Below are 19,578 nucleotides of genomic sequence, written 5' to 3' on the forward strand. Positions count from 1 at the left end.
CACCCCGTCGCAATCCGACACCCGCCGTGTCCTTCGCCGGCGGATTCCGCGTCCCCGACTCAGGAGGTGTGCGGCGCGCCGGGCCCGTCAAAGGGCGACGCGCCGGAGCACTCCTGAGTCGGGGACGAGGGCGGGACTAGATGACGCCCTGGGCGAGCATCGCGTCCGCGACCTTCACGAACGCGGCGGTGTTCGCCCCGACGACGTAGTCGCCCGGCCGGCCGTACCGTTCGGCGGCCTCGTAGGCGGCGCGGTGCACGCCGTGCATGATGCCGCGCAATTTCACCTCGCTGTCGTCGAAGGACCACCGCTGCCTGGCAGCGTTCTGGCTCATCTCGAGCGCCGAGGTCGCCACGCCACCGGCGTTCGCCGCCTTCCCCGGGCCGAAGAGGACGCCGGCCTGCTGGAACACCCGCACCGCCTCGGGCGTCGACGGCATGTTCGCGCCCTCCGCGACCGCGATGACGCCGTGCTTCACGAGGGCGATCGCGTCGCGTTCATGAAGCTCGTTCTGCGTCGCACTCGGCAGCGCGATCTCCCCCGGGACGTCCCAGACGCTGCCGCCGGCGACGAAGTGGGCTCCCTGACGGCGGGCGGCGTACTCGGAGATCCGGCCGCGCTCGACCTCCTTGATCTGCTTGAGGAGCTCGAGGTCGATGCCGGCGTCGTCGACCACGTATCCGGAGGAGTCCGATGCGGTGACGGCGGTCCCGCCGAGCTGGTGGACCTTCTCGATCGCGTAGGTCGCGACGTTCCCAGAGCCCGACACGATGACGCGCTTGCCCTCGACCCCGCGGCCGTCGACGGCGAGCATCTCGTCCACGAAGAACACCGTCCCGTACCCGGTCGCCTCGGTGCGCACCTCGGCGCCGCCCCAGCCGACACCCTTGCCGGTGAACATGCCCGACTCGTGACGGTTGGTGATCTTCCGGTACTGGCCGAAGAGGAAGCCGATCTCGCGCGCGCCGACGCCGATGTCGCCGGCAGGGACGTCGGTGTGCTCGCCGAGGTGGCGGTAGAGCTCGTTCATGAAGCTCTGGCAGAAGCGCATGATCTCGGCGTCCGATCGCCCGTGCGGGTCGAAGTCGCTCCCGCCCTTCGCACCGCCGATGCCCTGCGCGGTGAGGGCGTTCTTGAAGATCTGCTCGAACCCGAGGAACTTCACGATCGACAGGTTCACGCTCGGGTGGAAGCGCAACCCGCCCTTGTACGGGCCGAGCGCCGAGTTGAACTGGACGCGGAATCCGCGGTTCACCTGCACCCGGTTGCGGTCGTCGGTCCACGGCACACGGAAGACGACCTGCCGCTCGGGTTCGACGAGACGTTCGAGGATGCCCGCCTCGAGGTACTCGGGGTGTTCGTCGAGCGCCGGGCGGATGGACTCGAGGACTTCGAGGAGCGCCTGGTGGAACTCGGGTTCGCCCGCGTTGCGCCGCAGGGCGGCCTCCGCGACGGCGTGGACGGGGTCGGTGGACGTGGTGGTGCCGGTCACTGTGGCGCTTTCTGATCGGCCGACCAGGCGTCTCCGGCTGTCGCTCGACGGTGGTCGGAGGCAGTGGAGCGCGACTCGCCGGCGGGGAGGTACACGGGCCGTCGTGGGGCCTCGGCAAGCCTGGCAGCCGCGATAGATATCCGTCAAACGTCGACTAGACGAGCCGGCCGAACCAGTGGGACGACGACCTAAAGGTGGTCGTGCTCCGCGGCCTCGCTCGGGATGATCGGGATCGCGAGGGCCGGGAGCACCGCGACCGCGAGGAAGGCGAGCGGATAGCCGACCAAGCCGATGAGCGCACCGACCGCCGGACCGACGACCGACGCGGCGATGAACTGGCCGGTGTTCTGCGCTCCCAGCGCCCGCCCGGCCCAGGCGGGGCCGGCCATCTCGGCGACCGAGGTGAAGGCCAGCCCGTTGTCGGCGACCGTCACGGCACTGGCGACGACGAGCGCGACGGCGACAGCCACGGGCCACTGCAGCAGCCCGACGCCGGCGAGGAGCAACATGACGACGACCGCCGACACCGCCACCCAGCGCAGCGGTCGCACCCGGCTGCCGACCCGGTCGCTCAACACCCCGACGCCGATCCGACCGATCGCTCCGACGAACTGCGCGACACCGACGAGCACGCCCGCCGCGAGCGCGTTCCAGCCCTGATCGGTGACGAGCCAGACGAGCGCGAAGGTCGTGAGCGTGAACTGCGGCACCACGAGCAGGATCGACACGGCGTGGATGCGCCAGAGGAAGCCGTCGCCTCGGTAGGGGTTGCGTGGTCGCACGGCCACGGGGTTCGGCGTCGTCTCCGTCGAGACCGGCTTCGGCACGACGGTCCGTGGCGGATTCCGGAGTCCGATGGTGCAGGCCACAGCGAGGACACCCGTCGCGACGAGCGAGATCAGGAGGGCGGCGGAGATGCCCGACGCCGCCGCCACGGACGGCACCGTCACCGCGGCCGCCGTGACGCCGAGCGGCTGTGACATCTGGCGGATCCCCATCGCGAGGCCGCGGCGGTCCTTCGGGAACCAGCCGACGACGATCCGGCCGCTCGCCGAGTTCGTGCTCGCGGAGGCGGCACCACCGAGGAGGAGCAGGATGCCGAGTGGACCGTAGCCGAGCGAGGGGATGAGGCTGTCCGCGGCGATCGCCCCGGCAGCGGCCAACGCGGTGAGGGCGAGGCCGCCAGCGATGACGATGCGCTCGCCGACACGGTCGGCCAGCCAGCCCCAGGCGATGAGCGTCAGCACCATGCCGAGCGTGGGGGCAGCGGCCAGGACGCCGGCCTCGGCGAGCGACATGCCCCGCTCGGCGTGCAGGAGCGGGATGAGGAACGCCGGGGTGCTGACGAAGAGCGTGCCGGCGGTCTGCGCGGCGACACCGAGCCCGAGGACGGTCCAGGCCCGACCGGCGTTCGGCATCGGTGGGCGCGCGCCGCGAGCGGTCGCCGGGGCCACGGGGGCTGGTGTCGTTCCGGTCATCGTGCCGCCTCCTGCGCTGGGCGTCTCCCACTGCTAGCATGACGGTACACCATTTTGGTATACCAATCGCCACCGGCCGGATCGGGAACACGGATGAGCACTCCGACGCAGACCACGCAGCTGTACGAGCGCCTCCGCGGGGCGATCCTGACCCTCGACCTCGCGCCCGGGCAGCCGCTCACCGAGCGGGGGCTCGAGCAACGCTTCGCGGCGTCACGGACGCCCGTGCGCGCAGCACTCACCCGGCTCGAGGCCGAGGGACTGGCGCGTCGCGACGGCCGCGGCTGGATCGTCGCCCCCATCGACCTCGAGGAGATCGGCCTCATCGCCGAGGTCCGTGAGGCGCTCGAGACCGCCGGCGTCCGGCTCGCCGCCGAACGCGCGACCGAAGCGCAGCTCGCCGCGATCCGCACCCTGCTCGACGAACCCCGCCCCGACGACGAGCACACGGTGCTCCGCGTCGGCGGCGACTTCCACGAGGAGCTCGCGGCGCTGTCCGCGAACCACCTGCTCGCCGAAGGGGTGCACGGCGCGATGGTCCGGCTCGCCCGCACCCGCTGGCTCGAGGTACGGACGCCCGAGGCCCGAGAGCAGGCCGCCACGGAGCACCGCGCCATCCTCGACGCGGTCGCGGCGCGCGACCCCGAGCGCGCGGCGGACCTCGTCGCGCGCCACATCCGCGGGACGAACGAGCGGCTCATCGCCTCGCTCACCGCCGACCAGCGGCGCCTTCGCGGTCACGGTGTCGACATCGTCAGCTGAAGCACCGTTGACGCGCGGTCGGCGTCCACAACTCCTGCACCCGGCCGCGAATCCCGCTGACACCCCGTCCCCGAGTTCGGACACGGACCGACAGCAGGAGTTATGCGCGAACGTGACAGCTCAGTCGTCGAGCGGCTCCGCCGAGAGCAGCCCGCGCAACCAGTCGCGGGCCTCGATGAACACCTCGTCGTTGTACCGGGAGTGGTAGTCGACGGCGGTGCGATCGGCGCTCGGGTACGAGCCCAGGAAGATCACATTCGGGCTGAAGCGTCGGAGCCCCAGCAGGGCGTCGGCCATCCGCTCGTCCTCGATGTGTCCGAGGGCGTCGATCACGAAGCGGTACCGGCCGAGCGCGTCGCCGATGGGCCGCGACTCGATGAGGCTCAGGTTCACACCTCGCGTGGAGAACTGCTCGAGCATGCCGAGCAGCGAGCCGGACTCGTCGTTCGGCAGCTCGACGATGAGGCTCGTCTTGTCGGCGCCCGTCCTGGCCGGGATCTCCCGTGAGCGACTGACGACGACGAAGCGGGTCACGGCGTTCGGGTTGTCGCCGATGTTCTCCGCGAGGACGTCGAGGTCGTAGTGGTTCACGATGCCGGGCGGGGCGACCGCGGCGTCGGCGGTGGAGGTGCCGTCGAGGAGCGAGGCCGCGGCGGCGACGTTGCTCGACGCCGGGATGTGTCCGTGCGAGGGCAGCTTGGCGTCGAGCCAGAGGTGGCACTGCCCGTAGGCGACGGGGTGCGCGTTCACGACCGAGACGTCCTCGAGGCGGGTTCCGGGGCGGGCGACGAGCACGAAGTTCACCGGCACGAGCACCTCGCCGACGATGCGGAGACCGGGCATCGTGGCGAGTGCATCCTGCGCCACGGACACCCCTCCGTCGACCGAGTTCTCGATGGCGATGACCGCGGCTGTGCTGCGGCCCTCGAGGACGTCGCCGAGCGCCTCGCCGACGTTCGACACGGGCTTCCAGATCTGGCCCCTGGCCTCCTCGACCTGGCCGAGTGCCACCTCGGTGAAGGTCCCGCTCGGACCGAGGAAACTGTAGCTCCGGAGGGCGTCGTCGGCGGGTGCGGCTGGCATGCCTCCGAGCGTACCGTGTGGTTCGCGACACGCCCTTGGACGACCGTTGACTCCCATCCAGGTCACATTCGGGTGATTTCCAGGAAGATCGGGTCATTTCGGCCCCGATACCCCCCGTTTTGAGCTATTCAAATCACGCCACTACCCGCCACAATGGATACAAGGGTGTATTGAGCGCTGCCGCTCGTCTCGGGAAGCGAGTTCACGGCCGTTCGTCTCCCCGATCTCGATGCGTGATCCATGTCGCGCGAGGCTCCACCCGACGGGCTGAGACAGGAACAGGAGTGACGTGACGAGTGTCTTCACCGACGCCGCCCCGCGGTCCACTCCCCGACTGAACCTGGCGAGCGGCAGCGAGGCCGCGTTCAGCCTCGGCTCCTCCTGGAGCCTCCCGTCGTTGTCGCTGCCGACCTGGGTGCACCGGCCGATCTCGGCGGCCCGCGCGACCCTCGTCAAGTCGCTCGTCATGACCGTCGCGATCGCCGCGATCCTGGCCGGCGTGGTCACGGTGACGCAGACCTCGACCGCCGGTGCGTCCGCGATCTCCGCCGCCGACTTCGCACCGGCGGCCTCCTCCGTCCCGACGATGACGGCCGCCGCCTTCACCACCGCCTACGCCGGGGATCTCGCCGCGGCGGCGACGACCCTCACGACGATGTCCTCATCGCAGGTCGCGCAGCTGTGGACCGAGCTCGCTCCTGGATACCGCGCACTGCTCATCACCGGTTACCCGGCGGTCATCGGCAACCTCGAGGGTGTCGCCTACACGGACCGGGCGACGGCCAACGTCTCCCGGCTCGCCGGCCTCCTCGCCGACACCGAGGCGAGCTACCGCTCGCTGACGGTGAGCAGCGACCAGGTCGACGGGCAGGCGGACTCGGCGGCCCTCGCCACGACCCTGTCGCGCCTGGACGCGATCAAGCTGCTCGCCGACCGGTACGCACCGGACGCGATCGCCGCCCGCCTCCAGCCCGAGTACCTGATCACGTTGCAGGCGGGCGGCTCCGGACCCCCGCGGGTCGCGGTCGCCGTCGGAGACGTGGACACCGCCGCCTACGTCACGGTGCTCGTCCCCGGGATGAACAGCAGCGCCCTCGAACTCGACGACTACCTGCGCGGGGCGAAGCGCATCCAGACCGCCGCAGCCGACAGTGCGGTCATCCTCTGGATCGGCGGACACAGCCCGAGCGCACTCGAGGTGCCGTCGAACGACCGGGCCATCGAGGGGGCTCCCCTGCTCGCCGGGGTGCTCGCCGGATACGACGCCGTCCGTTCCGCTCACGGCGTCGTCTCCCGGTTGAGCGTCGTGGCGCACTCCTACGGCACGGCGACGGCCTCGCTCGCGTTGGCGTCCGGCGACTATCACGTCGACGACTTCGTCATGCTCGGTTCGGCCGGCATCCCGACGGAGATCGGGATCGACGATCTGCACGTCCCGGCCGGCCGCGTGTACGCCTCCCAAGCGAGCGCCGACACCCTCGCCGGTCTCGGCCAGCTCCTGTCCGGTCGAGCCGACCCAGCGACGAGCTCCTGGGGCGCGACCACCTTCGGCTCGGACGGGCTGACGCTCGGCGACGGCGACCACCTCGGCGCCGTCGAGGGACACAACGCGGTCGGGTCGAGCAACGCCGACGACCGGGGCAAGTACCTCGGGCCGGCCACCGAGAGCCTCTACGCCATCCAGCGCATCGTCACGGGTCAGGCCTACGCGGTCGCCGACCTGACGATGCCCGGATCGTCCCACCAGCGCACCTCCGTGCCGGACGCCGCGGGCGCCGGCGCGGGCGCATCCACGACGAGCGCCTCCGCGACCGCCTCCGCTTCCGCCTCGGCCGCGGCGCTCCTCGCCACGCGCTAGTCGACGGCCATCCACAGGCCCCCGGAGCAGCGACCTCTCCACAGATCTGTGTCGGCCCGCCCCTGCGCCGAGGGAACCGGGTAGCGTCGTTGACATACCGACATACACCTTCATAGGCTCGGCTCATGCGAACGACCATCCGACTCGCCGACGAGTTCTACGAGGCCGTCCGCGAGCACGCCTCGCAGGAGGGGAAGACCGTGACCGCCTACATCGAAGAGGCCCTGCGCGCGAAGCTGGCCGCAGCGGCCGCACCGCCCGAGCGGGAGCCCTACAAGGTCGTGCCGTACGGCCAGGGAGGACCCCGCCCAGGAATCGACCTCACGAACAACGCGCAACTCGAGGACATCATGGACGGTTTCGAGTGAAGGTGGTCGACACCAACGTCCTCATCGGCGCGTTCCGACCCGATTCACAACACCACCGCACGCTCGCAACCTGGTTGGAAGATGCCGTCCGATCGAGAGAGCCCCTGGGCGTCAGCGAAGCCGTGCTCGCGGGGTACATCCGGATCGTGACCCAGCGTCGGATCTTCGTCGACCCCACTCCGATCTCCGTCGCGCTCGAGCAGATGCAGCGACTCCGCGACGAGCCCGGCGTTCAGGTTGTCCGCCCTGGCCCGTCGTTCTGGACGGTCTTCACCTCGCTCTGTGCAGCGGTCGAGGCCCAAGGCAACCTCGTCTCGGACGCGGCCCACGCCGCACTCGCGATCGAACACCGGGCCACCTTCGTCACGCTCGATTGCGACTTCGCGCGCTTCCCCGACCTCCGCTGGGAATCGCCACTCGCCACGGGTCAAGCGCCTTCCTGACATCGGTCGTTCCTGCCAGACTGGTGCGATGAACGATCGCGCAGGTACCCCCGCCACCGAAGCAGATCTGATCGACGTCCCGTCGCTCATCGACGCGTACTACACGCTGAAGCCGGACGTCTCGATCCCCGAGCAGCGGGTGGTGTTCGGCACCTCCGGCCACCGCGGCTCCTCGCTGAACACCGCGTTCAACCAGGACCACATCGCCGCCACCACGCAGGCGATCGTCGAGTACCGCGCGAGCCAGGGGATCACCGGGCCGCTCTTCATCGGCTCCGACACCCACGCGCTCAGCGGGCCGGCGCAGACGACGGCCCTCGAGGTCCTGGTCGCCAACGGTGTGCGCGTCCTGGTCGACGAGTTCGACGACTTCGTGCCGACCCCGGCGCTCAGCCACGCGATCCTCAAGTACAACGCCGAGGGCAACGGCGACCAGGCGGACGGCATCGTCGTCACGCCCAGCCACAACCCGCCGGCCGACGGCGGCTTCAAGTACAACCCCCCGCACGGCGGACCTGCCGACTCCGACGCGACCTCCTGGATCGCGAACCGCGCCAACGAGCTCATCGCCGGTGGGCTGCACGACGTCAAGATGGCGGAACCGTCTGCCGTCGAGACGTACGACTTCCGCGGCAACTACGTCGACGACCTGAAGCACATCATCAACCTCGACGCCATCAAGCGCAGCGGGATCCGCATCGGTGCCGACCCCCTCGGCGGTGCGAGCGTCCACTACTGGCAGGCGATCGCCGACCGCTACGAGATCGACCTCACCGTCGTGAACCCGCACGTCGACCCGGCCTGGGCGTTCATGACGCTCGACTGGGACGGCAAGATCCGCATGGACCCGTCGTCGCCCTCCGCCATGGCGGCGCTCGTCGCACGACGCGACGAGTTCGACCTCCTCACCGGCAATGACGCCGACGCGGACCGCCACGGCATCGTCACGCCCGACGCTGGGCTCATGAACCCCAACCATTACCTCGCCGTCGCGATCGACTACCTCTACGCGAACCGGCCGGGTTGGCGCGAGGACGCAGCCGTGGGCAAGACCCTCGTGTCGTCGTCGGTCGTCGACCGCGTGGCCGAGTCCCTCGGACGCCGCCTCTGGGAGGTCCCGGTCGGCTTCAAGTGGTTCGTTCCCGGTCTCGTCGACGGCTCGGTCGGCTTCGGTGGCGAGGAGAGCGCCGGCGCGAGCTTCCTCCGCTTCGACGGCTCGGTGTGGACCACCGACAAGGACGGCATCCTCCTCTGCCTGCTCGCCGCCGAGATCCTCGCCGTGACGGGCAAGACCCCTTCGGTGCTCTACCGCGAGCTGACCGAGCGCTTCGGCGACCCCGTGTACGAGCGCGTCGACGCCGCCGCCTCGAAGGAACAGAAGGCGCGGCTCGGCAAGCTCGACGGCGACGCCATCACGGCGACCGAGCTCGCCGGCGACCCGATCGTCGCGAAGCTCAGTCACGCGCCGGGCAACGACGCGGCCATCGGCGGCGTCAAGGTCGTGACCGAGCACGCGTGGTTCGCCGCGCGTCCGTCCGGCACCGAGGACGTCTACAAGATCTACGCCGAGTCGTTCAAGGGCGCGGAGCACCTCAAGCTCGTCCAGGCGGAGGCGAAGCAGATCGTCGACGCCGCCCTCGGCGCCTAGGCGGCCGACGCCTCGACGGGCTCGGTGAGCGGACACACGCTCGCCGAGCCCGTCGCCTGCATCCGGGCCTGTCGCCTGCATCCGGGCCTGTCGAGGGACGTGCCGACCCCCGGTCCCTGAGCCTGTCGAAGGGCTAGTTCAGGTACCCGGGAGCCGCCGGGAGCCCGAAGAACTCCTCGAGTGTCGTCACGCCCGTGTCGTGCATCTCGGTCGCGAGCGGCACGCCGATGTAGCGGTAGTGCCATGGCTCGAACGAGAAGCCGGTGACGTCGACCTTGTCGGCCGGGTACCGCAGGAGGAACCCGAAGCGGTAGGCGTTCGCGGCGAGCCACTGGCCCTCCGCCGTGTCGCCGAAGCAGGTGTTGAGCGAGCAGTTACCGCTCTCGGCACCGATGTCCATCGTCCAGCCGGTCTGGTGCTCGCTGTAGCCGGGGCGTGCGGTCGTCGAGTCGTCGGGTTCACTGTCGTACACCGACACCTGGCTCGAGTAGCTGCGGTACGCGCTGTTCGAAGCGAGCGACAGGCCGGCCTCTGCCGAGGCGGTGTCGAACAGCTGCACGATCGCGGCGGCGGCCTCGGCACGCAACAGCGGGTCCCACGTGTGGGCGACGGGGACGGACACGAGGTCCGGTGGTGTGTAGTCGACCGGGTTCAGCGGCCGGGTCTTGTTGACGACCACCCACGGGCTCAGCGGGTCGTCGATCGAGTAGGCGGCCTTGTCGAACGCCGGCGGGGCTGGGGGCGCGACCGGAACCGTCTCCGTCGGCGTCGGCGTGGGGGTCGGCGTCGGGGTGACGGACGGGGTCGCGCTCGGCGTCTTCGTGGCGGCGGCCGGGGTGGGCGTGGCGCCGCCGGCGATGTTCACGACGAGCACCACGAGCAGGATCGCGAGCGCGGCGGCCAGGACGCTCAACGCGATCACGCGGTTGCGTCGGACGCGCCGCGAAACCGGGCGTCGGTGGGAGGGCTGGTGGGCTGCGGTCACACGTCGAGCCTAACCGCGACACGGCGCATGCGCCTCTGCCACACTGTCGACAGGCTTGCACACCGGACGAGGGGCCCGACCATGACCGCAGGGACGCCAGCACACCACGCGCCGACGCACCGGAAGCGCCCGCGATTCCGTCGGCTCCTGACCGCGGCCGCCGTCGTGATCGGTCTCGGCCTCGTCGTCGCGGTCATCGCGGCCATCACCCCGTGGCCGTCCGCGCTCCTCATCCGCTCGGTGTTCGAACGCGGCGGTGCTGCGACGGTCGCCGAGATGGAACCGTACGTCCCCGACACGAAGCTCACGGAGTTCCGCGACATCGCGTACGCGGCACCGAGCGGCGGCCGACCACAGGTGGACACCACCCTCGACGTCTTCACCCCAGCGGACGGCACCGAACCGCTGACCACGATCGTCTGGATCCACGGCGGCGCCTGGATCTCCGGCGAGAAGGGCAACGTCGAGCCCTATCTCCGCATCCTCGCAGCAGCGGGGTACACGACGATCGCGGTCAACTACACGATCGCTCCCGAGGCCGTCTATCCGACGGCCGTGAACCAACTCAACGACGCCCTCGCGTACATCTCGGAGCACGCCGCCGAGTGGAACGGGAACCCGGATCGCCTCGTGCTCGCGGGCGACTCAGCGGGATCGCAGCTCGCCAGCCAGCTCGCCGTCCTCACGACCAACCCCGACTACGCGGCGCTGTCGGGCATGACCCCTGGTATCGACGCCGACCAGCTCGTCGGGACGATCCTCAACTGCGGGGTCTACGACCTGCCGTCGATGGCCGAGCTCGACGGCATCGGCGCCTGGGGCCTCCAGACCGCCCTCTGGGCCTACGCGGGTACGAAGGACTGGTCGGAGACGTCGACCGGCGCGCTCATGTCGACGATCGACTTCGTCACCGCCGACTTCCCGCCGACCTTCATCACCGGCGGGAACGGCGACGCGCTCACCTGGTTGCAGTCGGTCCCGATGAGCAGCGCCCTCGAGGACGCCGGCGTCGACGTCACGAAGCTGTTCTGGGCCGCGGACCACGAGCCGGCACTCCCCCACGAGTACCAGTTCCACCTCGACCTCGACGACGCCCACGTGGCACTCACGGCCACCCTGGACTACCTCGCGGCGCTCGACGCGAACCTCGACGCAGCGACGACCACCACGCCCTGACCGAAGCGGTTGCCGCGGAACTTGCGCCGGGTGTAAGTTTGCACACTACGCAAAATCCCCAACGTCGGTGCGCCTGCAAACCGGCGCGCCCAGAGTCGAACGAGACCGCATGTCATCCAGCTCCCCCGCCTCGACCGAGCCGTCGGGATCCGCCCCCGTCCTCAGTCACCGGCAGATCCTCTTCATCATCTTCGGCCTCATGGCCGGGATGTTCCTCTCCGCACTCGACCAGACCATCGTCGGCACCTCGATGCGCACGATCGCCGACGACCTCGACGGCATGGCCCTCCAGGCGTGGGTCACCACCGCCTACCTGATCACCTCGACCGTCTCGACGCCGATCTACGGCAAGCTGTCCGACATCTTCGGCCGCCGCCCGCTGTTCATCATCGCGATCTCGATCTTCCTCATCGGCTCGCTCCTCGCCGGCATGTCCGGTTCGATGTACGAGCTGGCGATCTTCCGTGCCATCCAGGGCCTCGGCGCCGGCGGCCTCATGGCCCTGCCGCTGACGATCATGGGCGACATGCTGGCCCCGCGCGAGCGCGCCAAGTACCAGGGGTACTTCCTCGCGGTCTTCGGCGTCTCGAGCGTCATCGGCCCGCTCATCGGCGGCCTGTTCGCCGGCGCCCCCGAGCTGCTGTTCATCACCGGCTGGCGCTGGGTGTTCCTCATCAACCTGCCGATCGGTGTCATCGCGCTCGCGATCGTCCTCCGTTTCCTGCACATCCCGCACACCCGCCACAGCGTCCGCATCGACTGGTGGGGTGCCGCCACGGTCGTCCTCGCCGTCGTGCCCCTGCTGCTCGTCGCCGAGCAGGGCCGCATCTGGGGCTGGGCCTCGGCCGGGTCCATCGCCTGCTACGCCATCGGGGTCGCCGGCATCATCGGGTTCATCCTCGTCGAACGGGCCATGGGCGACGATGCGCTCATCCCGTTGAAGCTCTTCAAGAACTCGACCTTCCGGGTCGCCACCATCCTCGGCGTGCTCGTCGGGTTCGGCATGTTCGGCGCGATGATGACGGTGCCGCTGTTCCTGCAGCTCGTCGAGGGTGCGACGCCGACCGAGTCCGGCCTGCTGATGCTGCCGATGATCCTCGGCCTCATGATCTCGTCGATCGCAAGCGGCCAGATCATCGCGCGGACCGGCAAGTACAAGGCGTTCCCGATCGTCGGGACCTTCCTGCTCCTGAGCGGCTTCTTCTACTTCAGCTTCGCGACGGCCGACAAGCCCGTCTGGTGGATGATGGGCGGCATGCTGCTCGTCGGCCTCGGACTCGGCCAGCTGATGCAGACGCTGACGATCGCGAGCCAGAACGCCGTCGAGGCACGCGACATCGGGGTGGCGACGAGCTCGTCGACCTTCTTCCGTCAGATCGGTGGAACGCTGGGCACGGCCGTGATCTTCTCCGTGCTCTACACGCGGATCCCGACGACCATCGCGGCGGCGTTCGCCGACCCGACGCTCAGCGAGCGGGTCCGGGCTGCGGCGCAGGACCCGGCCGTGCTGTCGGACCCGGCGAACGAGGGCATCCTCAAGGTGCTGCAGCGGGCGCAGGAGAACAGCGGCTCGGCCGGTTCCGCGCTCGACGGCGACACCTCGTTCCTCGTCGGTGCGAACCACGACCTGGCCGCGCCGTTCCTCACAGGGTTCGCGGATGCGACCGTGACCGTGTTCTGGGTGAGCTTCGCGGTGGTCGCCGTCGCGTTCGTGCTGAGCTGGTTCCTCAAGGCGCCGCCGCTGCGGGCGAAGTCCGCGCTGCAGGAGCGCACCGACGCCCAGGCTGCGGAGGACGCCGAGGACGAGTTGTCGCTCGCCGCCCAGCGTGCCGCCGAGCTGGCGGGGTCGCAGCTGTCACCCGACACGGCGAGCAACCGCGTCGTCGATCCGTCCGCCCATCGCTGACCGTCGTTCGTCGGTTTGCCAGCGCACCGCGCTGACGTGAGCGCGGGGTGACCGCCGCCAGCGCACCGCGCTGAAGGGGTCATCCGGGTGTCAGCGCGGTGCGCTGACGTGACCGCTGTCGAATCGGCGTCACCGCGGCCCCAGCGCGTGAGCGCGCCCCTCCGGAGGGGCGCGCTCACGCCGCAGACCCGCGCTCGCGTCAGCGCACCGCGCTGGCGCCACACCCCACCCACACACCAGACGAGCATGAGAGCGCTCTCAGCAGGCGATAGCATGGGCGTGCACCCAGCCACGAGGAGCTTCGATGACGCACGCCCCCCAGCCCAGCACCCGTCCGGCCCTGATCCTGCCGCCGTTCCTCTGGGGTTCCGCCACCGCGGCCGCCCAGGTCGAGGGAGCAGCGCACGAGGACGGCAAGGAGGACTCCATCTGGGACGCCTTCGCCCGGGTGCCCGGCGCGATCGCCAACGGTGACGACCTCGAGGTCGCCGTCGACCACTACCACCGCACCGCCGGCGACGTCGCGATCATGTCCGAGCTGGGCCTCGACGCCTACCGCTTCTCCACGAGCTGGGCGCGCATCAAGCCGGGCGACCGCGACGTCAACCCCGCCGGCCTCGACTTCTACAGCCGTCTCGTCGACCAACTCCTCGACGTCGGCATCCTCCCCTGGCTCACCCTGTACCACTGGGACCTCCCGCAGGCGCTCGAGGAGCAGGGCGGCTGGACGAACCGCGACACCGCCCTGCGCTTCGTCGACTACGCCGAGGCCACCTACGAGGCGCTCGGCGACCGCGTCCAGCACTGGACGACCTTCAACGAACCGTTCTGCTCCTCCCTGCTCGGCTACGCCGTCGGCGTGCACGCACCCGGCCGCCGCGACGAGGCCGCCGCGCTCGCCGCCATCCACCACCAGCACCTCGCCCACGGCCTCGCTACCACGCGCCTCCGCGAGCTCGGTGCCGAGCAGATCGGCATCACCCTCAACCTCACTAATGCGATCCCGGCGGACCCCACCGACCCGGCCGACGTCGACGCCGCCCGCCGCGTCGACGGGATCATGAACCGCATCTTCCTCGAACCGATCGTCCTCGGCGCGTACCCGGCCGACGTCGCCCACGACCTCGAGGGCCTCGGCCTCGACACGCTCGTCCATGACGGCGACCTCGAGACCATCTCCGCCCCGATCGACTTCCTCGGCGTCAACCACTACCACGACGACCTCGTGTCGGGTCACCCCGACGACTCCGGCGCCGACGGCGGCCACTCGGGCGCGACCGAGCGCGAGACCGGTTCGCCCTGGCTCGCCTCGCCCGACATCTCCTTCCCGAGCCGCGGACTCCCGCGCACCGCGATGGACTGGGAGGTGCACCCCGCCGGCCTCCGCACCCTGCTCGTCCGGCTCGGCCGCCAGTACCCGACGCTGCCGCCGCTGTACGTGACCGAGAACGGTGCGGCCTACGACGACGTCGTCGCAGAGGACGGCCGCATCCACGACGTCGACCGCGACGCCTTCATCCAGGACCACATCGACCAGGTGGAACTCGCGATCGCCGACGGTGCCGACGTGCGCGGCTACTTCGTCTGGTCGCTGCTCGACAACTTCGAATGGGCGTACGGCTACGACAAGCGGTTCGGCATCGTGCGGGTCGACTACGACACGCAGGAGCGCACGATCAAGGACAGCGGACTCGCCTACGCGCGCCGCATCGCCGCCTCGCGTGTGGTGCCCGCCGTGGCGGAGCTTCCCTGACGCACGAACACTCCGGCGTGTCGCGATCGAGGGGACGCGACACGCCGGTCACCTCCTGAGGAGCGGCACCGGCCACGGATGTCCAGACGCCCGGCGATACACTGCACTCGACACGCTCACCCGCTCGGAAGGGGACGATGATGCAGTCCGGTCAAGGAGCCCCCACGCTCGAGATGGTCGCGGCCCGCGCGGGCGTCTCCCGCGCGACCGTGTCGCGCGTCGTCAACGGCTCACCGAAGGTCACGGCCGAGGTCGTCGCCGTCGTGAACGAGGCCATCGCCGCGCTCGACTACGTCCCGAACCGCGCCGCCCGGTCCCTGGCCTCCCGCCGAACCCAGGTCATCGCGCTCGTCGTTCCGGAGTCGACCGCCCGGGTGTTCTCGGACCCCTTCTTCGCGTCGGTCGTGCAGGGCGTCGCGCTCGAACTGGCGGAGACCGACTACACGCTCAACCTCCTCATCGCGAGTGAGGCGAACTCCGAGAAGACCCGTCGCTACCTGCTCGGCGGCAACGTCGACGGCGCGCTCGTCGTGTCGCACCACAGTGGCGACCACTCGTACACCCGACTCGGCCGGGAGCTCCCGATCGTGTTCGGCGGTCGCCCCATGGGTGCCGACGTCGTCGACAGCACGTACGTCGACGTCGACAACGTCGAGGGCGCGAGGACCGCGGCCCGCCACCTCATCGAGGCCGGCCGGACGCGGATCGCGACGATCGCGGGCCGGCAGGACATGCCGGGTGGGGTCGACCGACTCGCAGGGTGGCGTGCGGAGCTCGAGCTCGCGGGTCTTCCACACGACCTCGTCGAGGTGGGCGACTTCTCCCCGGCCGACGGCGCTGCCGCGATGCGGCGTCTCCTCGCCCGGGGCGTGCCTATCGACGGGCTCTTCGCCGCGAACGACCAGATGGCCGCCGGCGCCTACTCCGTCATCCGCGAGGCCGGCCTGACGATCCCCGGCGACATCGCCGTCGTGGGCTACGACGACGACCGCTACGGTGAGACCGCCGCACCGCCGCTTACGACGATCGCGCAGTCGCCCGTCGACCTCGGCGCCGAGATGGCGAGGGTGCTGGTCCGTCGCCTCGCGGGCGAGCCGATCGAGCGCGTCACGATGATGCCGACCCGCCTCGTCCCGCGCGCCTCCGTCTGACCCTCCCGCCAGCCCGCGAACTGTCACCAGACGACAGTCCCGGGCGCAGCGACTGTGCTGAACTGACAGTTCGCGGGCTAGGAGAGGCGGGCGCGGATGATCTCGAGCGCCTGCGGGTTCTCGTCGACGAGGACGTAACGACGGCCAAGCGCCTTCGCGACCGCCCCCGTCGTGCCGCTGCCGGCGAAGAAGTCGAGCACCCAGTCGCCCTCGCGGGAGGACGCCTGCACGATGCGACGCAGGATGCCCTCCGGCTTCTGGGTCGGGTAGCCGGTCTTCTCGCGACCGGTCGGGGAGACGATCGTGTGCCACCAGACGTCGGTGGGCAGCTTGCCGCGCGCCGCCTTCTCCGCGGTGACGAGCCCGGGCGCCATGTAGGGCTCGCGATCGACGGTCGCGTTGTCGAAGTGGTACCCCTTCGGGTCCTTCACGTAGACGAGGATCGTGTCGTGCTTCGTCGGCCAGCGGCTCTGAGCCTTCGCGCCGTAGTCGTAGGCCCAGATGATCTCGTTGAGGAAGCACTCCCGGCCGAAGAGGGCGTCGAGGAGCACCTTCGCGTAGTGCGCCTCGCGGTAGTCGAGGTGGAGGTAGAGGGTGCCGTCGGCGGCCAGGACGCGCCAGGCCTCGACGAGACGCGGCTCGAGGAAGCCCCAGTAGTCGTCGAAGGCGTCGTCGAAACGTCGGAGGTCGCCGCGGATGCGCTCGTACGCCTGCCCCTTGAAGCCGGCGAAACGGTTCACCCCCGTCTCGGCCGTCCGCACCGAGGTCGAGGAGTGACGACGTTGCACCCGCCCGGTGTTGAACGGCGGGTCGAGGTAGATGAGGGTGAACGACTCGTCGGGCAGCTGCGCCACGACGTCGAGATTGTCGCCCTCGAGGACGAGGTCGGGGCCGTCCGGGGTCCATCGCAGCGGCACTTCATCGGCTGCTGCGGCGAGGGACATGTGCCTATTCTGGCAGCCAGCAGCCCGCACACCCGGGAAGGAACGATCGGCCCCGCGCGTTGTACCGCGTATGACCACGGAGTTCGCCAACGAGACCGATGCCCAGCGCTACACCATGCACGTCGACGGCCAGCTGGTGAGCGTCGTCGACTACCGGATCTCGGGCGACTCGATCTCGTTCCCCCGCACCTTCACGACGCCGCCGTTCCGCGGCAAGGGGTACGCGGGCGAACTCGTCGCCTACGCGGTCGACGACGTCGAGCAGCACAGCGACCGTCGGATCGTCCCGATGTGCTGGTACGTGGGCGAGTGGTTCGACGCGCACCCCGAGCGTCAGGACCTCCTCACCCGCTCAGCCGGCTAGCCACCAGCGCGTCACCCACCGGCCACCTGACGGTTACGCGCGGGGACTAGCGTCCCGACCATGCAGCAGCTCGTCTCGCACTACGCCCCGCCGCCCGCGCTCGACCAGGTCGACGGCTACCAGGTGGTCGACGTCGACGACGACGACCCCATCCTGCTCGACGCCTCCGGCAGCCACATCGACACGTGGCGCGAGGGCTACCCGTACGCCGAGCGCATGTCGCGAGAGCAGTACGAGAGCGACAAGCGACTGCTCCAGATCGAGCTGCTGAAGCTGCAGAACTGGATCAAGGCGAACGACCGTCGGCTGGTCGTCGTGTTCGAGGGACGCGACGCGGCCGGCAAGGGCGGCACGATCAAGCGCTTCACGGAGCACCTCAACCCGCGCGGCGCCCGCGTCGTCGCGCTCGAGAAGCCCACCACCCGCGAGTCCACGCAGTGGTACTTCCAGCGCTACGTCCAACACCTGCCGGCCGCCGGCGAGATCGTGCTGTTCGACCGGTCCTGGTACAACCGCGCGGGCGTCGAACGCGTAATGGGGTTCTGCACCCCGGCGCAGTACGACGAGTTCATGCGCCAGGCCCCGCTGTTCGAGCAGATGCTCGTCGGCGACGGCGTCGACCTCGTGAAGTTCTGGTTCTCCGTCTCCGCCGACGAGCAGCGCACGCGCTTCGCGATCCGCCAGGTCGACCCGGTCCGGCAGTGGAAGCTCTCCCCGATGGACCTCGCCTCACTCGACAAGTGGGGCGACTACACCCGCGCGAAGGAGGCGATGCTCGAGGCGACGGACACGGCCGACGCGCCGTGGACGATCGTCAAGAGCAACGACAAGAAGCGCGCCAGGGTCGAGGCGATGCGGCATGTGCTGCACCGCTTCGACTACGACAACAAGGACCACGAGGTCGTCGGCACGCCCGACACCAACATCGTCGGGCCAGCGGCCTCGGTCTACGAACGCGGCGAGCGCAACCTCGGCGACTGAACCGGGGACGCCGGGCCGCAGCGCCCGCTATCCTCTGGATCATGCAGCCGAAACCGTCACCGTTGCGACGCCTCACCTCGTCGAGCGCGATCTACGGCACCGTCGTCTACGCCGGCCTCGTCGGCGCGTCGAGTGTGTACGAGGAGGACGACGTCGAGCAGGTGCTCATCACGAGTGCACTGACCCTCATCGTGTTCTGGCTCGCGCACGTCTACTCGGCCGCCCTCGCGCACCACGGCGACGACCGGCACGAGGCGTTGGTGACGCTCGGCGCGTCGATCAGGCACGGGTTCCAGGAGTCGTCCGGGATGCTCCTGTCCGCCGTCCTTCCGACGATCCCGCTCGTGTTCGGCGTCGCCGGCGTGCTCAGCCATGAGCACGCCGTGATCCTGGCGTTGCAGGTGTCGACGCTGATGCTCTTCGTACTCGGGTGCGCGGCGTTCGTGGTGCGCGGGTCACGCTGGTGGTGGTGTCTCCTCGGCGGCGTCGCGACGGCCCTGTTCGGGATCGTGATCATCCTGCTCGAGGCCGGCACCCACTAGTCCGGTCCGCGACGGGTCCCGAATGGCTGGTGTCGAGCGTCCGGGACCCACCGTTCGAGCCCCTTCGCGAGCTCAGCGGCGGGCGGCGAGTGCTTTCGCGGACTGCTGCGCGGCGCGACGGACCTCGCGGTCGGGGTCGCGGAGGAGCGCCTCGAGGAGCGGCTTGGCGTCCTCACCACCGACGACGGCGAGCGCCCGGGCTCCGGCAGCGCGCACACGGGCGTGGTCGTCGCTCAGCAGTGGTGCGATCGCGGCGACGTCGCCGATGCGGCGTTCGGCGCAGACGCGCGCGGCCATCTCGCGGACGCGCCAGGCCTGATTGCCGAGTGCTCCGATGACGGGCGCGGTCGCCGAGTCGTCCCACACGTGCAGCAGGGCGCGGGTGCCCCAGAGCTCGGGCCAGTACAGCGCGGGCGCTCCGCCGAGGATGCCCTCGGCGTGGTGTCCGCCGACGACGCGGAGGAAGTCCTCACCCTCGTAGCGACCGGCGAGGAGGGACACGCAGCGTTCGACGACCCGGGTCTCGCTCTCGGCGGCCACCGCGTCGGCGAGCCGCTGCTCGAGGGAGGCCTGCGTGGCGGGGGTCGACGGGTCGGGTGTCTCGTTCTGCGCTGTCATCGTCCCCCCACCCTAGCCCGCGAGCT

Annotated in this window: 18 protein-coding genes; 12 read left to right on the forward strand and 6 right to left on the reverse strand. The window is 70.2% G+C overall.

The features are described 5' to 3' along the window. Positions 1 to 136: 136 nt before the first annotated feature. Positions 137 to 1,492, reverse strand: coding sequence for an NADP-specific glutamate dehydrogenase (gene gdhA, locus IFU30_RS16880; RefSeq protein WP_064296885.1), 1,356 nt, complete (start codon positions 1,490 to 1,492; stop codon positions 137 to 139). Positions 1,493 to 1,680: 188 nt separating this feature from the next. After that, the gene (locus IFU30_RS16885; protein WP_441005556.1) at positions 1,681 to 2,970 is read right to left on the reverse strand and encodes an MFS transporter; all 1,290 of its coding nucleotides are present in this window, start codon (positions 2,968 to 2,970) and stop codon (positions 1,681 to 1,683) included. Positions 2,971 to 3,063: 93 nt separating this feature from the next. On the opposite strand from IFU30_RS16885, the gene IFU30_RS16890 reads away from it, so the two are divergent. Beyond that, positions 3,064 to 3,732 (forward strand): GntR family transcriptional regulator, encoded by a 669-nt coding sequence (locus IFU30_RS16890; RefSeq protein ID WP_192006256.1) that lies wholly within the window; start codon positions 3,064 to 3,066, stop codon positions 3,730 to 3,732. A gap of 120 nt (positions 3,733 to 3,852) precedes the next feature. Here IFU30_RS16890 and pheA read toward each other — a convergent pair whose 3' ends face one another. After that, complete coding sequence (gene pheA / locus IFU30_RS16895) at positions 3,853 to 4,815, reverse strand: prephenate dehydratase (RefSeq protein WP_086475276.1); 963 nt, start codon at positions 4,813 to 4,815, stop codon at positions 3,853 to 3,855. Positions 4,816 to 5,104: 289 nt separating this feature from the next. Between pheA and IFU30_RS16900 the strand changes: the two genes are divergently transcribed. The 4 genes from IFU30_RS16900 (at position 5,105) to pgm (ending at position 9,132) form a co-directional block, all read left to right on the forward strand. Continuing rightward, positions 5,105 to 6,673: an alpha/beta hydrolase gene (locus IFU30_RS16900; RefSeq protein ID WP_192006258.1), complete on the forward strand. Its 1,569-nt coding sequence runs from the start codon at positions 5,105 to 5,107 to the stop codon at positions 6,671 to 6,673. Positions 6,674 to 6,798: 125 nt separating this feature from the next. Beyond that, positions 6,799 to 7,041 (forward strand): ribbon-helix-helix protein, CopG family, encoded by a 243-nt coding sequence (locus tag IFU30_RS16905; RefSeq protein WP_192006260.1) that lies wholly within the window; start codon positions 6,799 to 6,801, stop codon positions 7,039 to 7,041. Positions 7,042 to 7,043: 2 nt separating this feature from the next. After that, positions 7,044 to 7,484 (forward strand): type II toxin-antitoxin system VapC family toxin, encoded by a 441-nt coding sequence (locus tag IFU30_RS16910; RefSeq protein WP_342450887.1) that lies wholly within the window; start codon positions 7,044 to 7,046, stop codon positions 7,482 to 7,484. A 28-nt stretch (positions 7,485 to 7,512) separates the two neighbouring features. After that, positions 7,513 to 9,132 carry a phosphoglucomutase (alpha-D-glucose-1,6-bisphosphate-dependent) gene (gene pgm / locus IFU30_RS16915; protein ID WP_079706448.1) on the forward strand — a complete coding sequence of 540 codons (1,620 nt, stop codon included), beginning with the start codon at positions 7,513 to 7,515 and terminating at the stop codon, positions 9,130 to 9,132. 133 nt (positions 9,133 to 9,265) lie between these two features. Here pgm and IFU30_RS16920 read toward each other — a convergent pair whose 3' ends face one another. Next, entirely contained in the window at positions 9,266 to 10,117 is an 852-nt protein-coding gene (locus IFU30_RS16920; protein WP_342450888.1) for a M15 family metallopeptidase, read from the reverse strand. An 81-nt stretch (positions 10,118 to 10,198) separates the two neighbouring features. Here IFU30_RS16920 and IFU30_RS16925 point away from each other — a divergent pair, with 81 nt between their 5' ends. From IFU30_RS16925 to IFU30_RS16940, 4 genes are all read left to right on the forward strand, one after another. Beyond that, a complete protein-coding gene (locus IFU30_RS16925; RefSeq protein ID WP_192006264.1) occupies positions 10,199 to 11,293 on the forward strand; it encodes an alpha/beta hydrolase in 1,095 nt (364 codons plus the stop codon). Between the two features lie 109 nt (positions 11,294 to 11,402). Further along, positions 11,403 to 13,199 (forward strand): MDR family MFS transporter, encoded by a 1,797-nt coding sequence (locus IFU30_RS16930; protein ID WP_192006266.1) that lies wholly within the window; start codon positions 11,403 to 11,405, stop codon positions 13,197 to 13,199. 304 nt (positions 13,200 to 13,503) lie between these two features. Then, on the forward strand, positions 13,504 to 14,952 hold the full coding sequence (locus IFU30_RS16935) for a GH1 family beta-glucosidase (protein ID WP_192006268.1): 1,449 nt from the start codon (positions 13,504 to 13,506) through the stop codon (positions 14,950 to 14,952). Positions 14,953 to 15,089: 137 nt separating this feature from the next. Next, on the forward strand, positions 15,090 to 16,103 hold the full coding sequence (locus IFU30_RS16940; RefSeq protein WP_192006270.1) for a LacI family DNA-binding transcriptional regulator: 1,014 nt from the start codon (positions 15,090 to 15,092) through the stop codon (positions 16,101 to 16,103). Positions 16,104 to 16,180: 77 nt separating this feature from the next. Here IFU30_RS16940 and IFU30_RS16945 read toward each other — a convergent pair whose 3' ends face one another. Continuing rightward, on the reverse strand, positions 16,181 to 17,047 hold the full coding sequence (locus IFU30_RS16945; RefSeq protein ID WP_079706442.1) for a DNA-methyltransferase: 867 nt from the start codon (positions 17,045 to 17,047) through the stop codon (positions 16,181 to 16,183). Between the two features lie 70 nt (positions 17,048 to 17,117). Here IFU30_RS16945 and IFU30_RS16950 point away from each other — a divergent pair, with 70 nt between their 5' ends. The 3 genes from IFU30_RS16950 to IFU30_RS16960 are packed head-to-tail and all read left to right on the forward strand — an operon-like array spanning position 17,118 to position 18,934. Then, a complete protein-coding gene (locus IFU30_RS16950; RefSeq protein WP_071260637.1) occupies positions 17,118 to 17,411 on the forward strand; it encodes a GNAT family N-acetyltransferase in 294 nt (97 codons plus the stop codon). Positions 17,412 to 17,471: 60 nt separating this feature from the next. Further along, positions 17,472 to 18,392 (forward strand): polyphosphate kinase 2, encoded by a 921-nt coding sequence (ppk2, locus tag IFU30_RS16955; protein ID WP_124767589.1) that lies wholly within the window; start codon positions 17,472 to 17,474, stop codon positions 18,390 to 18,392. Positions 18,393 to 18,433: 41 nt separating this feature from the next. Then, positions 18,434 to 18,934, forward strand: a complete 501-nt coding sequence (locus IFU30_RS16960) for a hypothetical protein (protein WP_079706439.1) — start codon at positions 18,434 to 18,436, stop codon at positions 18,932 to 18,934. A gap of 72 nt (positions 18,935 to 19,006) precedes the next feature. Here IFU30_RS16960 and IFU30_RS16965 read toward each other — a convergent pair whose 3' ends face one another. Next, positions 19,007 to 19,552 (reverse strand): HEAT repeat domain-containing protein, encoded by a 546-nt coding sequence (locus tag IFU30_RS16965; protein WP_192006272.1) that lies wholly within the window; start codon positions 19,550 to 19,552, stop codon positions 19,007 to 19,009. Between the last annotated feature and the right edge of the window lie 26 nt (positions 19,553 to 19,578).

The sequence above is a fragment of the Plantibacter sp. CFBP 8798 genome, assembly GCF_014841195.1.
In the GTDB taxonomy this organism is placed as follows: domain Bacteria; phylum Actinomycetota; class Actinomycetes; order Actinomycetales; family Microbacteriaceae; genus Plantibacter; species Plantibacter auratus.

What these genes read in the sequence shown, in the direction of transcription:
- IFU30_RS16885 (WP_441005556.1), bottom strand. Translation starts at nt 2,970, where the DNA reads ATGACCGGAACGACACCAGCCCCCGTGGCCCCGGCGACCGCTCGCGGC.
- IFU30_RS16890 (WP_192006256.1), top strand. Translation starts at nt 3,064, where the DNA reads ATGAGCACTCCGACGCAGACCACGCAGCTGTACGAGCGCCTCCGCGGG.
- pheA (WP_086475276.1), bottom strand. Translation starts at nt 4,815, where the DNA reads ATGCCAGCCGCACCCGCCGACGACGCCCTCCGGAGCTACAGTTTCCTC.
- IFU30_RS16905 (WP_192006260.1), top strand. Translation starts at nt 6,799, where the DNA reads ATGCGAACGACCATCCGACTCGCCGACGAGTTCTACGAGGCCGTCCGC.
- pgm (WP_079706448.1), top strand. Translation starts at nt 7,513, where the DNA reads ATGAACGATCGCGCAGGTACCCCCGCCACCGAAGCAGATCTGATCGAC.
- IFU30_RS16925 (WP_192006264.1), top strand. Translation starts at nt 10,199, where the DNA reads ATGACCGCAGGGACGCCAGCACACCACGCGCCGACGCACCGGAAGCGC.
- IFU30_RS16930 (WP_192006266.1), top strand. Translation starts at nt 11,403, where the DNA reads ATGTCATCCAGCTCCCCCGCCTCGACCGAGCCGTCGGGATCCGCCCCC.
- IFU30_RS16935 (WP_192006268.1), top strand. Translation starts at nt 13,504, where the DNA reads ATGACGCACGCCCCCCAGCCCAGCACCCGTCCGGCCCTGATCCTGCCG.
- IFU30_RS16940 (WP_192006270.1), top strand. Translation starts at nt 15,090, where the DNA reads ATGATGCAGTCCGGTCAAGGAGCCCCCACGCTCGAGATGGTCGCGGCC.
- IFU30_RS16945 (WP_079706442.1), bottom strand. Translation starts at nt 17,047, where the DNA reads ATGTCCCTCGCCGCAGCAGCCGATGAAGTGCCGCTGCGATGGACCCCG.
- IFU30_RS16950 (WP_071260637.1), top strand. Translation starts at nt 17,118, where the DNA reads ATGACCACGGAGTTCGCCAACGAGACCGATGCCCAGCGCTACACCATG.
- ppk2 (WP_124767589.1), top strand. Translation starts at nt 17,472, where the DNA reads ATGCAGCAGCTCGTCTCGCACTACGCCCCGCCGCCCGCGCTCGACCAG.
- IFU30_RS16960 (WP_079706439.1), top strand. Translation starts at nt 18,434, where the DNA reads ATGCAGCCGAAACCGTCACCGTTGCGACGCCTCACCTCGTCGAGCGCG.
- IFU30_RS16965 (WP_192006272.1), bottom strand. Translation starts at nt 19,552, where the DNA reads ATGACAGCGCAGAACGAGACACCCGACCCGTCGACCCCCGCCACGCAG.